Origin of the sequence: Segatella copri, from assembly GCF_003465495.1 — a bacterium.
Lineage (GTDB): Bacteria > Bacteroidota > Bacteroidia > Bacteroidales > Bacteroidaceae > Prevotella > Prevotella copri_G.
In genome coordinates this window covers 19496-34074 of record NZ_QSAV01000015.1, presented here as the reverse complement: position 1 = coordinate 34074, position 14579 = coordinate 19496, and the positions used below count along the sequence as shown (strand labels likewise).

12 protein-coding genes are annotated in these 14579 nt (G+C 45.7%); 3 read left to right on the top strand and 9 right to left on the bottom strand.

What is annotated here, in order from left to right; genetic code table 11:
• Window positions 1-12: 12 nt before the first annotated feature.
• Window positions 13-2037 (bottom strand): RNA degradosome polyphosphate kinase, encoded by a 2025-nt coding sequence (locus DWV53_RS06075; protein WP_118152370.1) that lies wholly within the window; start codon window positions 2035-2037, stop codon window positions 13-15.
• Between the two features lie 113 nt (window positions 2038-2150).
• The gene (locus DWV53_RS06070) at window positions 2151-2885 is read right to left on the bottom strand and encodes a leucine-rich repeat domain-containing protein (RefSeq protein WP_118085699.1); all 735 of its coding nucleotides are present in this window, start codon (window positions 2883-2885) and stop codon (window positions 2151-2153) included.
• Between the two features lie 312 nt (window positions 2886-3197).
• On the opposite strand from DWV53_RS06070, the gene DWV53_RS06065 reads away from it, so the two are divergent.
• Window positions 3198-4259, top strand: coding sequence for a porin (locus DWV53_RS06065; RefSeq protein ID WP_118152412.1), 1062 nt, complete (start codon window positions 3198-3200; stop codon window positions 4257-4259).
• A 76-nt stretch (window positions 4260-4335) separates the two neighbouring features.
• Here DWV53_RS06065 and hisB read toward each other — a convergent pair whose 3' ends face one another.
• The 3 genes from hisB to DWV53_RS06050 all read right to left on the bottom strand — a co-directional run bounded on the left by hisB (window position 4336) and on the right by DWV53_RS06050 (window position 6932).
• Window positions 4336-5412 carry a bifunctional histidinol-phosphatase/imidazoleglycerol-phosphate dehydratase HisB gene (gene hisB, locus DWV53_RS06060; protein WP_118152369.1) on the bottom strand — a complete coding sequence of 359 codons (1077 nt, stop codon included), beginning with the start codon at window positions 5410-5412 and terminating at the stop codon, window positions 4336-4338.
• A gap of 23 nt (window positions 5413-5435) precedes the next feature.
• Window positions 5436-6113 (bottom strand): DUF975 family protein, encoded by a 678-nt coding sequence (locus tag DWV53_RS06055; RefSeq protein WP_118152367.1) that lies wholly within the window; start codon window positions 6111-6113, stop codon window positions 5436-5438.
• Window positions 6114-6182: 69 nt separating this feature from the next.
• Complete coding sequence (locus DWV53_RS06050) at window positions 6183-6932, bottom strand: RNA methyltransferase (protein WP_118152365.1); 750 nt, start codon at window positions 6930-6932, stop codon at window positions 6183-6185.
• Between the two features lie 190 nt (window positions 6933-7122).
• Here DWV53_RS06050 and DWV53_RS06045 point away from each other — a divergent pair, with 190 nt between their 5' ends.
• A complete protein-coding gene (locus DWV53_RS06045; RefSeq protein ID WP_259318927.1) occupies window positions 7123-9237 on the top strand; it encodes a BamA/TamA family outer membrane protein in 2115 nt (704 codons plus the stop codon).
• A 96-nt stretch (window positions 9238-9333) separates the two neighbouring features.
• Here the strand turns inward: DWV53_RS06045 and DWV53_RS06040 are convergent, their stop codons facing one another.
• Complete coding sequence (locus DWV53_RS06040; protein ID WP_220432001.1) at window positions 9334-9798, bottom strand: hypothetical protein; 465 nt, start codon at window positions 9796-9798, stop codon at window positions 9334-9336.
• A gap of 104 nt (window positions 9799-9902) precedes the next feature.
• Here DWV53_RS06040 and DWV53_RS06035 point away from each other — a divergent pair, with 104 nt between their 5' ends.
• Entirely contained in the window at window positions 9903-10706 is an 804-nt protein-coding gene (locus DWV53_RS06035) for an MBL fold metallo-hydrolase (RefSeq protein WP_118152359.1), read from the top strand.
• Between the two features lie 63 nt (window positions 10707-10769).
• Here the strand turns inward: DWV53_RS06035 and DWV53_RS06030 are convergent, their stop codons facing one another.
• The 3 genes from DWV53_RS06030 to DWV53_RS06020 form a co-directional block, all read right to left on the bottom strand.
• Window positions 10770-11138: a DMT family protein gene (locus tag DWV53_RS06030; RefSeq protein WP_040553814.1), complete on the bottom strand. Its 369-nt coding sequence runs from the start codon at window positions 11136-11138 to the stop codon at window positions 10770-10772.
• A gap of 457 nt (window positions 11139-11595) precedes the next feature.
• Complete coding sequence (locus tag DWV53_RS06025) at window positions 11596-13173, bottom strand: ATP-binding protein (RefSeq protein ID WP_259318920.1); 1578 nt, start codon at window positions 13171-13173, stop codon at window positions 11596-11598.
• A gap of 664 nt (window positions 13174-13837) precedes the next feature.
• A complete protein-coding gene (locus DWV53_RS06020) occupies window positions 13838-14476 on the bottom strand; it encodes a hypothetical protein (RefSeq protein WP_259301829.1) in 639 nt (212 codons plus the stop codon).
• Window positions 14477-14579: the final 103 nt, after the last annotated feature.

Here is a 14579-nt window from a genome sequence, read left to right as displayed (position 1 = left end):
TTATATGCTTTATTATTTATATGCCTTATAAAGTTCTTCCTGACTGCGGAATGGTTCACCTTCCACAAACTCCTTGCCGCCCTTGCCATCTACCACTCTGCCGTTCATCGTATCTCTCATACCATAGGAGATGGTGCGGAGCAGGTCTGCCTGCATATCCTCGTCATATACCGGGGTGAGTACCTCGATGCGGTTGATGAGGTTTCTTGGCATCCAGTCGGCAGAACCGATGAAGTATCTTGGCTTGCCTCCGTTGGCAAAGATAAGGATGCGGCTGTGCTCCAGATAGCGGTCGATGATGCCCACGCAGCGGATGTTGTCGCTGAGCTTGGCGATGCCTGGCACCAGCGAACAGTTGCCGCGGATCACGATGTCTATCTTCACGCCAGCCTTCGATGCCTGATAGAGCTTGGTTACCATATCGGTATCGGTGATGTGGTTGATCTTCATCTTCACCCAAGCCTCCTTGCCCTCGTTGGCATTCTTGATTTCTGTATCAAGCATGCGCAGGATGCGGCTCTTCATGGAGTTTGGAGAGACGAGAAGCTCATTGAAGCGGAATGGTGAGAATGGACGGTCGATGAAATCGAATACCTTAGCCACCTCGTTTACCAGCTTAGTACGGGCTGTCATCATCAGATAGTCGGTATAGATCTTGGCATTGCCCTCGTGGAAGTTTCCGGTTCCCACACAGGCGATGTTGCCCTTCTTTGATTCGATATAGAGCAGCTTGGAGTGAATCTTCAGTCCTTCTACACCGAAGATTACGTTCACGCCCTCTTCCTGCATGCGCTTGCTCCATTTGATGTTGCTCTCCTCGTCGAAACGTGCCAGAAGTTCTACTACGGCTGTTACCTTCTTGCCGTTGCGGGCAGCGGTAATGAGTGCCTTCACTACCTTTGAATCCTTTGCCAGGCGATAGAGGGTGGTCTTGATTGCCTTCACCTCGGGTTTGATAGCTGCCTCACGGAGCACACGGATGTAGCCGTTGAAGCTATGGTAGGGTACATGGATAAAACGGTCTTTCTCACGAATCTGGTCGAGGATGCTCTCGTTGGAAAGGAACTCAGGCTTCATGATAGGAGCCCATTTTTCGTACTTCAGTTCCTTGTGGCCGCAATCAGGGAACGACATCAGATCCTTGTGGTTCTGGTATCTACCGCCAGCTAGTGAAGCATCCAACTCCTTGGTGTTCAATCGCTCACGGAGTTTCTTTTGGAGTTCCTTCGGCATCTCCTGATCGTAGATTACGCGCACGGCTTCACCCTTCTTACGGCTGTTTACACCCAGTGCAATCTTCTCCATGGTTCCGAAGTCGGCATCATTGTCCATCTCCATTTCGGCATCCTTGGTAAACTTGAAACTGAAAGCACGGTAGGTGCTCTCCTTGAAACCGAGGAATACCAGAGGTAGACAGTATCTGATGACATCGTCCAGATACATGATGTTGTCAAAACCCTCGTTTGCCGGCACCTTTACCCAGCGTCCGTAAACTCTATCTGGTACCTTTACTACGGCATATTTCTTCTTCTTGTCATCCTCAGCCTTTTCTACGGCAAGGTAAATGCGGTTGTCCTCCAGTGTGGAGAGGTCGTCTATCTCGTTGAGCCAGATAGGGTTGATAGAACCATTGAGCTTGTCGTAGAAGAACTGCGTAAGGAATTCCTTCTGCTCGTCGTTGAGCTGGTCTTCGTTGAGCAGGCGAACCTTGTGTACTTCAAGCTCTCGGAAAACCGTATCCACCGCCTCAGTGTATTCTTTCGAATAAGATTCATTGAGTTTATTAATTGTTTTAAGTGATTTCTTAATCTGCTGTTCGGTATCCTTGTCGAGCTTCTGGTTGAGCATGCGGTTGAGTGATGCCACGCGGACGCGGAAGAACTCGTCAAGGTTATTGGAATAAATACCGAGAAAAGAGAGACGCTCCAACAATGGGACGTACTCTTTCTCTGCTTCCTGGAGAATGCGATGGTTGAAGTACATCCAACTGATATCGCGTTCTACGTATGCCTTTTTGAGTAATTCTTCTTTGGTCATAGTCGTTTGCTAATTATAGAGTTATTTAACTTTCTAATGTCTTTCCATACGCCCTGGGCTAGGGGCTTTTGGGCTTGCAGTCCGTTCTTGAACCACATTCGAAAGTTTGTGGGTTATTTTATTTTTGTAGACTCTTTCTTATTCTTTTTTTCAACTTTCTTTTCTGGAGCAGCTTCCTTCTTCTCTAAGTCAGCTTTCTTTTCAGAAGTCTTTTCTTTCTTCTCTGCGTTAGCTTTCTTTTCAGAAACTTTCTCGTCCTTCTTGTTCTTAGAAGGTTCTTTAGAGTCTTTGCCTGGTACTTCCAGAACGAGGAAATCTGTATCTCCGTCGATAAAATGAAGCTCTTTACGGAAGAACTTGCTGCTGCCTGCTGGAACGATGATGTCGTGCAACTGGTCGCAGTCATCGAAAGTATGACGGCTCAACTTTTCTGGAGTTCCTGCGAAAGTAATCTTCTTCAGTTTGTCGCATTCAGCGAAAGCGTATGCTTTGATAGCTTTCACGCTGGCTGGTATATAAATGTTATCCAATTCATCACAATCATAGAATGCATCATGTTCAATCTCCTTCACCGTACTAGGGATGATGACATGAGCCAATTGTTTCTTGCCACGGAAAGCCATCTCTCCGATAATCTCTACTCCCTCGGGAATCGTAAAACTGGCATCATGGTTCATGTAGTAAACCAAGCGCTTCTTGTCGGCGGTATAGACTGCCCCGCCGTCAAACTCAAAATTATCGCTGTCAATCTTCTGTAAGGCGAGGTTGAGAACCAAGTTTTCAAACTTACCGTCTTTCTTGGACTTCTTCTTGAGAATCTCCAAAATCGCTTTTTTATTTTCCTTCATATAATCATATATGTTAATTGTATTTCTTTTCGGTTGCAAAGGTACGGCGATATTTTTAAACTAGAGCGAAAAGATGGTTACATGTTTATGACGATGATGTTACATCGATATTACGGGCGTTACAATCATATTACACGCTTTGTAAACAGGCAATGTAACACTTTTTTAATACTTATGTTTTGTGAAAGAAATATTTTATCCTTATCTTTGCAGCCGAAAAGAAATAGAAAGGCATCTTGTAGGATTTCAATTCATAACGGGATTGCTTTCTTGTTGGTAACAATCAATTATGCTATATATAATAAGGTAAAAATGAAGAAGAAAACGTATCTGTTGATGGCGCTCGCTATGGTGTCGATGGGAATGAATGCCCAAAACTCAGAAAAGAGTTCTCTTGGAAACAATGTGCCTGAATTCGTCAAGACAATGAAGATAGGTGGAACCATCCGTTCTAAGTATGAATACCAAACCGAGGAAGGGGAGGGACGATTTGAGGTGCGTACGGCCCGTATCAATGTAGCAGGAAATGTAACAAAGGAGGTTAGTTATAAGGCTGAGATTGATCTCTGTGATGAGGGTAAGATCAAGATGCTCGATGCTTATACCCGCATCAAGCCTTGGAAGACACTGCAGCTTACCATTGGTCAGGAGCGTGTGCCATTCACTATTGATGCTCACCGTTCTCCTCATCAGCAGTACTTCGCCAACCGCTCGTTCATCGCCAAGCAGGTGGGCAACGTGCGCGACGTGGGTGCCGAAATAGGATACACCTGGAATGTAGGTTTCCCAATTGTGGTGAATGCCGGTATCTTCAACGGTTCGGGTTTGACCAACCAGAAGGATTACTGGACCAAGGGCGTTAACTATTCAGCCAAGGCTCAGTTCCTCTTCCCAAATGTCAACCTGGTGTTGAGTACCCAGAAGATCAAGCCATCTGATGTTACGGTAACGATGTATGATGGCGGTATCACCTTCCACAAGGGTGGTTTCATTGCTGAGGCTGAGTATCTTTACAAGCATTACAGTAAGGATGCTTTCCACGATGTTCATGCATTCGATGGTTTCGTATGCTATGATATTCCGGTGGCTAATCCTAAGAGCCTTATCAGGAAGGTTTCGCCTTTGGCAAGATATGATTTCATGAGCGACCACAGTGATGGTACAAGATATGGCGGTTCTGATACAGAACTGGGTGCCTTGAAGATTAATGATTACAAGCGCCATCGTGTTACGGGCGGTGTAACCCTGAGTCTTGCCAAGCCATTCATCTCGGATATCCGTATCAACTACGAGAAATATTTCTATCGTAAAGGTGGTATAGCTAAAGTTTCAGAAAAAGATAAGATTGTTGTGGAGTTCATGACAAAGTTCTAATAATAGTTTATAGTTAAGAGTTTATAGTTTATAGCAACAGTCATCTATAAACTATAAACTCTTAACTATAAAATCCTTACAGCATTCCCTTAGAACTAGGAAGCTCGAAGTGGTAGATGTCTCTCTTTACCGCCATTTTCAGCGAACGGGCAAGTGCCTTGAAGATGCCTTCTATCTTGTGATGCTCATTTTCGCCTTCAGCCTTGATATTGAGGTTCATCTTTGCTGCATCACTCAGACTCTTGAAGAAATGCTTGAACATCTCGGTTGGCATTTCGCCCACCTTCTCTCTGTGGAACTCGGCATCCCAAATCAGCCATGGACGGCCACCGAAGTCCAATGCTACCTGACAGAGACAATCATCCATTGGCAGACTGTAGCCGTATCTTTCTATTCCGCGCTTGTCACCTAAAGCCTGCAGCAGGCATTCGCCCAGTGCAATACCCGTATCTTCGATGGTGTGGTGCTCATCCACATAGAGGTCGCCCTTGGTATGGATGGTGAGATCCATCATGCCGTGCTTGCCTATCTGTTCCAGCATGTGGTCGAAGAAACCGAGACCGGTAGAAATGTCGCATTTGCCTGAACCATCGAGATTTACCTTGATGTAGATATCTGTCTCCTTGGTGGTGCGCTTCACCTCTGCGATACGGTCACCGGCAAAGAGAATCTCGGCAATCTTATCCCAGTCCATGCCGTCTTTTCCGAGAATCAGACTCTTGCAACCCAGGTTTTCTGCAAGCTGGGCATCGGTTTCACGGTCGCCGATTACATAACTGTTTGCCATATCGTAGGCCGGGTTATCGATGTATTCGGTCAGCATGCCTGTTCCTGGCTTGCGCATCGGCGAGTTATCTTCAGGGAAGTGGCGGTCGATGTGCTGCTTGGCAAAGTGGATGCCTTCGCTCTCCAGGGTCTGGATGATGAAGTTGTGGACTGGCCAGAAGGTATCTTCCGGAAAGGAGTCGGTACCCAGTCCGTCCTGGTTGCTCACCATCACCAGCTCGTAGTCGGTGTGCTGGGCAATGAAGGAGAGATTGCGGAACACGCCCTTGGTGAATACCAGCTTCTCGAAGCTGTCAATCTGTTCATCCTCTGGTTCCTGAATCAGAGTTCCATCGCGGTCGATGAAGAGTAATCTTGTCTGTTTCATGTCTCTTATATATGTTAATACGATTAATATTTTTCAATTTCTGCGGTTGCCATCTTCTGGCTTTCCTTCATTCTCTTCTTCTCTTCGTCTTGCACCTTGTAAGAGCCGAATTGATAGGCAAGTGAAATGCCGAGCCAGCTCAGGGCGTAGATGATGAGCAGGAAGGTGATGGTGAACACCAGGAAGAGGAGTGGGGTGAAATAACCCGGCACACCGAGCGGGTCGCCATCAAGTGCACCAAGCTGTGAATAGAACTGTGCGATGATGAGGATGATGGAAGGCAGGGCTGCGATAAAGGTAGCGATGCCTACGATAATCATGCCGAGAAAACTGGTCAGAAAGAAACCACCGAAGTGGCGGAGAATGCGGAGGAGGGATTTTCCTATCTTGCGCTTTTCGCCCTTAGGACACAGTTGCTTTCTTGGCAGAAGATGCCAGAATGATACGATAGCCATTACGATAGTGGCTCCGTAAATGATGGTTTGCAGGATGAACGAAGCCATCGGATTCACGGCTCCCCAATCGTGAAGCGGTTTGTTGGGGAGGAGGAAATAGAGTACGATAGCCAGCAATACTGCAAATGGAACATGGGTAGTCCATGTCTGTTTTACGAGTGATCTGAAGTCACTTGTTATGGTATCGTATGATGCTCTCATGCAGGAAGTTATACTGCGGTGCTTAAATAATTCATTTACTTCCATAACTATCTTGTTTTAATTTTTAATTATCGCTTTTGTTTTTTACCCTTTTACTTTTTTACCCTTTTACCTTTAAAAGTTTCTTCTGAATTCAGAGCAGGTAATGGCGGTAGCGATAGCCACATTCAGACTGTCGGCTGTAGCTCTACCTTCCGGAAAGTTAGGGATGAGCAACTTGTGATTCACCTTCTTTGCCAGGTCTGGCGAGATGCCTTTTCCTTCGTTTCCCATCACGATAAGTCCTCGGTTTTCGAGCTTTTGCTGATAGATGTTGTCGCCATCGAGCAGGGTGCCGTAAACGGGAACGTCGGCAGGAAGTGATTCTACCAGTCCCAGCAGGTCGCCGTATTCTACCTTCACTCTTGCTATGCTGCCCATCGTGGCCTGCACCACCTTCGGATTGTATACGTCGGCAGTATCCTGACTGCAGTAGATATGAGTGATGCCAAACCAGTCGGCGATGCGGATGATGGTGCCCAGATTGCCCGGGTCCTGAACGCCGTCGAGCGCCAGACTCAGTTCGCTGGTATTAATAGAGTAATCTCCTGATGTTGCCTGTTTGAATACGGCAAGCACCTGTTGCGGATGTTGCAGGAAACTCACCTTCTTCAGTTCTTCATCAGTAACCTCTATCACTTCGGTTTCTGCCCCGAAGTGTTTGCCCCGGAGCCATTCGCCGGTAGCTACAATTAGGTCGGCAGGTTGCAGAGCGAGCAGATCGTCTACCACCTTGAAACCTTCTGCCACGAACTTTCCTTCTTTATTTCTGTTCTTCTTCAGTTCGAGCGAACGTATGTACTTTATTTTATTCTTGCTAATCATTTATTTTTTGTCTATATGTGTGCAAAGGTAACATAAAATATAGACATTTCAAAATAAAAAGTGCTAAATATTTTGTATTTAATTTGTTTTGCATTATCTTTGCATATCAAAAACGATAGATATTTTGAAAAAAGAAACGATTTCATTACTTGCCTTGCCGCTGCTCATAGCATCTTGTTCTTCAAGCAAAATGGTGCCGGAAGGGGAGTATATATTAAATAAGGTGGAAGTGAAGAGCGACTCGGCAGGGTATAATGCCGGGGCGCTCAAGCAGTATGTGCGCCAGAAAGAGAAACCGAAACTCTTCTCGCTCTTCAAGAATCCTTTCAGCAAGAAGCCTGTCATCTACGATACTTTGCAGGCGCGGCTCTCCTGTCAGGATCTGCTTACTGCCATGCAGAACCAGGGCTTCATGCATGCCGGGGTGTCGCTCTATACCACCAAGAAAGGAAAGAAACTGGATGCTACCTATCTGTTGCATCCCGGAGAACCTTTTATGATAGGTAAGGTGAAATATGAGGTGGAAGATGAACATATCCAGCAACTTCTGCATCTCGATAACCCCGATAATCAGCAGATTAAGCCGGGTATGAGATTTACGGTAGAAACATTGGATAATGAGCGCAGGCGTATCTCCAGCCTTCTGACCAATGATGGCTATTTCCGCTTTCATAAAGATTTTATCCAGTTTTCTGCCGATACGATTGCGGGACAGAAGGATATCGCCCTGACGCTCCACCTGATGAAGTATAAGGCAAACAGTAATGCTCCTGAGGTTGATCATCCCCGATATGAAATCAGAAACATCAACTATCTGAGTAATGACAGCGACCGAATCCATCTGCGCCATCAGGTTTTGCTCAATGCCACTGCCCTCAGAGAAGGCCGTCCCTACAGTGCCGCTGCCTTGCAGCGCACCTATAACAACTTTGCCCGTCTGCAGGCGGTGAAGTATACCAATATCAGTTTCTCTGAAGTTCCTGACAGCAACCATGTTACGGAGAACGGAATGGTGAGGAACAGCATCAGCCGGCAGATGGATTGCAATATCCAGATCAGTACCAACAAGCCTTCTACCATCGCCTTCCAGCCGGAGGGAACCAATACGGCGGGCGACTTGGGAGCTGCTGCATCGCTCACTTATACCAACCGAAATCTCTTCAGAGGTAGTGAGCAGCTGAGCATAGAACTTCGTGGAGCCTACGAGGCTATTACCGGTCTGGAGGGGTATCAGGACCAGAACTATACTGAATATTCGGTTGAAGGCAAACTGGTTTTCCCTCGTTTCTTGGCGCCTTTCCTTTCAAGAAATTTCAGAAGAAGACAGACGGCAAACAGCGAGTTGTCGGCAAGTTGGAATCTTCAGAACCGTCCGGAGTTTCATCGCCGCGTATTCTCTACTGCCTGGCGTTATCGCTGGACAGAACCGCGTCATCACCTGGCTTGGCGTTTCGACCTGCTCGATCTCAACTATGTGTATATGCCATGGATATCCGAGACTTTCAAGAGAGACTATCTCGATAATGCAGAAAACAGAAATGCCATCCTCCGCTACAATTACGAAGACCTGTTTATCATGAAGATGGGTTTCGGTTTGAGTTATAGCGATGGGGTAGATGCTGTGCGAGTGAATGTAGAGAGTTCGGGCAATCTGCTGAGCGGTGTTTCCAAGGCTTTCGGTTTCAAGGTGAACAGCCAGGGGCAGCGTACATTATTTAATATAGCTTATGCCCAGTATGCCAAGTTTGATGTAGATTATACCCATCTGATGCAGTTTGATAAGCGCAATGCTCTGGCGCTGCATGCGGGCATCGGTGTGGCTTATCCTTACGGCAACAGTACGGTGTTGCCTTTCGAAAAGCGTTATTTCTCGGGTGGTGCCAACTCGGTAAGAGGTTGGGGCGTAAGAGAATTAGGTCCGGGCAAGTTTAAGGGAACTGACGGCAGAATAGATTTCATCAACCAGACGGGTGATGTGAAGCTCGACTTGAATGCAGAATACCGCACTTCGCTCTTCTGGAAGTTTGAGGGTGCAGCGTTTATCGATGCCGGTAATATCTGGACACTTCGCAATTATCAGGATCAGCCTGGTGGCCAGTTCAAGATAGATGAATTCTACAAACAGATAGCTGTAGCCTATGGCTTAGGTCTCAGGTTGAATTTCGATTACTTCATCCTCCGTTTGGATATGGGTATGAAGGCGATCAATCCAGCCTACGGAACGAAGGAAGAGCATTGGGCGATTATCCACCCGAAACTAGACCGCGATTTCGCCTTCCATTTCGCAGTTGGTCTGCCGTTCTAAATGCAGCTAATAGTTTATAGTTAACAGTTTATAGCCAGGAGTTTCTGTAGGGCATCTTTTTTGATTATGATGTCCCTCAGAAACTCCTTACTTTTTTCAAGGCAATTTATCCAACTTAATCTTCCAGAGTCCCTTTTCCATACACATCGGCAGTTGGAAATCGGCCTGTTCTATGAGCTGCGGATCCTGCCCGATGCTGTCCATCAGCAGAAAATTATGAACCGTAAGGGTAACGGTGGCACTTGTTTCATCGTCACCGAAATCAATATCCGTAATCTCGATGCTGGCATCCTCCGGTTTCTGGCGCAGCAGTTCCACGTCGGTCTCGTTCACATTACTTGCAGCATAGCGCAGCCAGCGCTCCGATTCCTGGGTGCAATACTTCACGGCTTTCTGGAAATGCCAGTTGAAATAATAGTTGGCAAACGAATCAACATCAGCCTTCAGCTGGTCCTCGCTGCCTTCGTGAGGTTCACAGCCCGAAAGGCTGAATATACTTGCGGTCATGCATGCCACAGCTATGCATAAACCTATCATCGACTTCTTTATCATGATTCTCAAATCTTAAAAATTCTATTTTTTTGCGATATTTCGGCACAAAGATAGTAAAAAACTTTGTAATAAGAATCTTTTTTGCTAACTTTGCATGGAAAATAACAATTAAAATGCTGAAATTTATATCCTTTGGCAGTGGAAGTAGTGGCAATTGCTATTATCTTTACACTGATACGGATTCGATACTGATAGACGTAGGAGTAGGAATAAGAATATTGAAGAAGCATTTCCATAACTATGGACTTCGCTTCGAGGATGTGCATCACGTCCTCATCACGCATGACCACGCCGACCATGTAAAGTCGGTGGGGAGTCTGAGTACTGACTATCATCTACCGGTATATACGACCCGTAAAGTACATCAAGGCATCGAGCGCAACTATTGTGTTCGAAAGAAGATAGAGCCTAACCATGCTCGTGTGATAGAGAAGAACGTAACTTTCACACTGGGCGAGTTTAAGATTACTCCGTTCGGCGTACCCCATGACAGTACCGACAATGTTGGCTATTTCGTGGAGTGCGGAGGTGTAAACTTCTGTCTCATCACCGATGTGGGTCATATTACCGAAGAGATGCACGACTTTATCGGCCGTGCCAACTATCTTGTACTCGAGGCGAACCATAGTGTAGAGATGCTCCAACAGGGTCATTATCCCCAGTATCTGAAGGAGCGCATTCTGGGAGATAACGGTCATCTGAGCAACGACGATTGTGGCGAGGCGCTTGCCAATTATGCTACACCGGAGCTTCATCACGTCTGGCTCTGTCATCTCAGCGAGGAGAACAACCATCCTGAGCTGGCACGCAAAACCGTGGAGCAGATTCTGCGCAGCAAAGGCATCATAGCCGGCAAGGACTTCCAACTGGAAGTATTGAAGCGCAAGACGCCGAGCGAAATCTATAACCTGGTGTAGGGCAGGTGTAAAACTAAAAAGTTAGCCGGATAAGGAGTTATATTGAGTTAACTCCTTATCCGGCTATTTCATGAATACGAAATAAACGGCTGCAATCAGGCAGCAGAAGGCTGCGAAATGATTCCAGTGCAATCCCTGTCCCTGAAAGAGGATATTGGCGATGATGGCGAAGACGATAAGCGATACGCATTCCTGAATCACTTTGAGCTGGACCAGATTAAACGGTCCGCCATTATCCACGAAACCGATGCGGTTGGCTGGTACCTGACAGCAATATTCGAAGAAGGCGATGGCCCAACTGAAGGCGATGACACCGATAAGAGGCCAGTTGCTGCTCACGCCCGTTTGTTGCAACTTGAGGTGTCCGTACCAAGCCAGCGTCATGAAGATGTTGCTCAGCACCAATAATAATATAGTATACAATCCGTTCATAATCTTATCTTTTTTGCGGGTGCAAAGGTAATATATTTTTTTAAACCCTCCAAATTTCAGGGAAGTTTCATTTCGTTTTTGTTTTGATATGGCTGTTTTTGGCAGATAAATCTCCGATGTTCTGATATTTATCTCTGAAAGATAAGTGTGCTGTTTGCGTATGGTCAGTCGGCTGTTTGGGGCGAACAGCCGACTGGCAGAATAGGGAACAGTCAGCTGTTCCTATAAGACAGTCATCTCAGACGGGAAAACCAGATTTCCCAATCCTATTAATATGATTTATGTTTAGCATTCTGCAAAAATCTCTTCACTCTTCACCTTTCCTTCCAAATCCCCTGTGTTTATCGGCATTTCGGGAGGTGAAGAGTCATCAGCAACTCTTCACCCACTCTTCACCACTCTTCACCTCCGTCAACCTCCCTGTTTATCTGGGGTAGGGTGAAGAGCTTTATCTTGATTACAAAGACTCATCCACTTCTTTCCAATCTATCAATCCCTTGCCCTTTTCATCGAGTTCCACTGCCAGGGCGATAACTTTGCGTTTGTCTGCCTTGAATGGTTCTGTGTAGCTCTTTTCCTTTATCTGGCTCTCGGCAGCAGAAATGCCGCCATTGTTCGATAGCTTCAGCTCCAGGACGTAGATGAAGGATGGAACCTCTACAATCATATCAATCCTGCCAGTGGCCAGCATCCTTTCTACTTCCACCCTAAAGCCCAAGGCTCTGAATATCGTACTCATTATCAGTCGGTAACGTTCCTCCATATCCATACTTGCCATCTTCTTGTTGCTGTATGGAACATCGGCGATAAGAGCCTTTAATGCCTTCTTGGCTTCAGCGGTATTGCCGTCCTGCATCATTTTTCTGAGGAAGCTCTGCGCAGAAACCACTTCCGAATTCGACTTCATGGTCAAGGCTGGAACCACTACGCTGTATAATGCCTTGCGAACTTCAAAGTTAGGGAAGCCCAGGATGTAAACGCCATCGTCGTAACCCTTGATGGTGAGATAACCCGACTGATAGAGGAAGAGCTCGGCTCCGCCATTCACCACATCCGATGTTTCCAGGGTATCGCGCTCGATGAAGCAATGGTCAAAATATTCCATCTTCATTTCCATGTCATCCACGAACTTTGGCAATAGGGAAGTGGCCCCTGATGAAGCCCAGTAATTTCTCAATTCCCTATCATCCAGGGCATTGATGAGGCTAAACGGATTGAAAATATCCACCATATTTTTGCGGCAGAAATGATATCCGTCGTAAAACGCCGTGAGCTGCTTCAGAGTCTCCTCTGGAGTCCATCCATTTTCTTCTCCCATTGCCTCAATCTCAGGTATGAAGTTTTCGGCAGCTTCCTGCTTTGAAATACCGCAGATGGTGGCGTAGGGTGCATCAAAACTGATGTTGCTCAGGTTGTTGAGCACGGAGAAGAGGGAGATTTGTGTGAACTTGGTGATGCCCGTGATGAAGACGAAACGCTCGTGTTCGTCTTCTTTTTTCAAGACGGCAAACACGGACTTGTAGATGGCTGTGCAGGCATCATGCTGAGGAGTCTTCCAGGAGTGCTGCAATGGAGAATCATACTCATCGATGAGGATAACCGCCTGTTTTCCGGTCTTTTGAAACATCGTTTCGATGATGTTCTGGAAACGTACGGCAAGGGAAACCTCCGGACGTACCGCAACTTCATACTTCTGTTCGAGTTTATAGAAGGCATCGTCGAGATAGGAGTTGAGTTCTTCGGGGGTAGCTCCTCCGCAACTCATGTCGAGTCGAATTACGGGATAGCAGGTCCAGTCTTTCTCTAGCTTCATCACCTTCAATCCTTCGAAGAGTTCCTTTTTCCCCTCGAAGTAAGCCTGGAGTGTATCCACGAGAATCGACTTGCCAAAGCGGCGTGGGCGGCTTAGGTAATTATACGTTTTATTTCTGTTGGCAAGTTGCCAGATGATATCTGTCTTGTCAACATATAGGTATCCTTCCTTTCTAATTTTTTCAAAAGACTGGATACCTACGGGCAATCTTCTATCGTTCATTTCTGTCATAATCTAATCTCCTATGTTTTCAGGATAGCTTTTTGCGAGCTATTCGCCTTACTACAAATTCTATTTGCAAAGATACGATGAATATTTTGATTTTGCAAGAAAAATGGGGGATAATATAAAAAAGGTGGCGAATCTTTTTGTTATCTCTGATTTTTGCAGTATTCTTGTCAATTCGTAAAATGGCGGGGCGTTTTATTTATGATGGAGGTAGCCAACTGTATTCTTTTCAGTAGGTTTCTTGAAAAGGTATTCAGGTGAAGAGTGGTGAAGAGTGGGTGAAGAGTTTCAGAGAACTCTTCACCTCTTCCAACCGCCCTGTTTATCGGTGTTTCGGAGGGGTTGGTGAAGAGTGAAGAGTATTTCCGTGTTTGCTTCTTCTCTTTTTAATTTTATCTCTCGAAATATGTGCCAATGGCTATGAGAGGGATATTTTCCATCCATTCTTGATCTACGTATCCTTTCATGGAGATGCGTAATTCTTTAAGCCCTGGGTTGTCTTTGATGAAATGGGCCAGGGAACGGGCACGTAGGGCCCTGCACCCTTTGCGTACAGGTTTTGTATTCCTTTTCTCCTAGGTGTTGCTTAATCCAAGTCTAGCTTATTTTTATTACTTTTCAAGGAGAATTGCTGAAATTACAAAAAGATGGACTCTTTTTATATGATTTCAATTTTCCAACCTAGGTTAAGGGCAACAGAAATCTTATCAAGCATTTTCTTCTTATCTTTTGTGTTGCTATGTGTTAAGACATATAGTCCTGGAGTAACCTCACGTTGGGATTTTCCGTATTTCTTGTCCTTAGTTGTTGAGACGATGTTTACACCGCAATATTTTAAACCAAGAGAGCGAACATTGAGAATACCAGCTTGCTTGATAGCTTCTGTAAAAGTAGAAGCTGCATCTTTCTCATGAATAGTAGTGCCGTTGGGCGTATGCACTAAGATGCCTGTTCTTGGCGCTTTTTGTTCTATTTTCTGTGTGCGATGGATGCCTTCGCGATGAGAGACTTCTGGGTCAATCTCCAGTTTCTTGGCATTGATGATTTCCGAGATATTGGTCTTACGACTCAATGCCACGCTGATAGGGGAGCCAGGCTTGTACTCTACTACGAGCACCAGTTCACGCTGTATCTTGGATAGTAAAGGTTCAATGTCTTGCGACATGGCAGGGAGAATTTCTTCCTTGATGAGTTGCTCTTCCAATTCATCAGCAGCCTTCAAGGTTTCCTGGTTTAGCGGCAAGCCAAGATCTTGAAGACCTTTGATACTTGCATATAGTTTTTCGAGCTTTGTCATATTCTCTATGTTTTAGATGAAACTATACCTCTTTTTATATATGGTGAGGATAGAGTCACGTGTTGTTATTTATGGCACAAAAGTACTAAAAAAAAGCAGATTA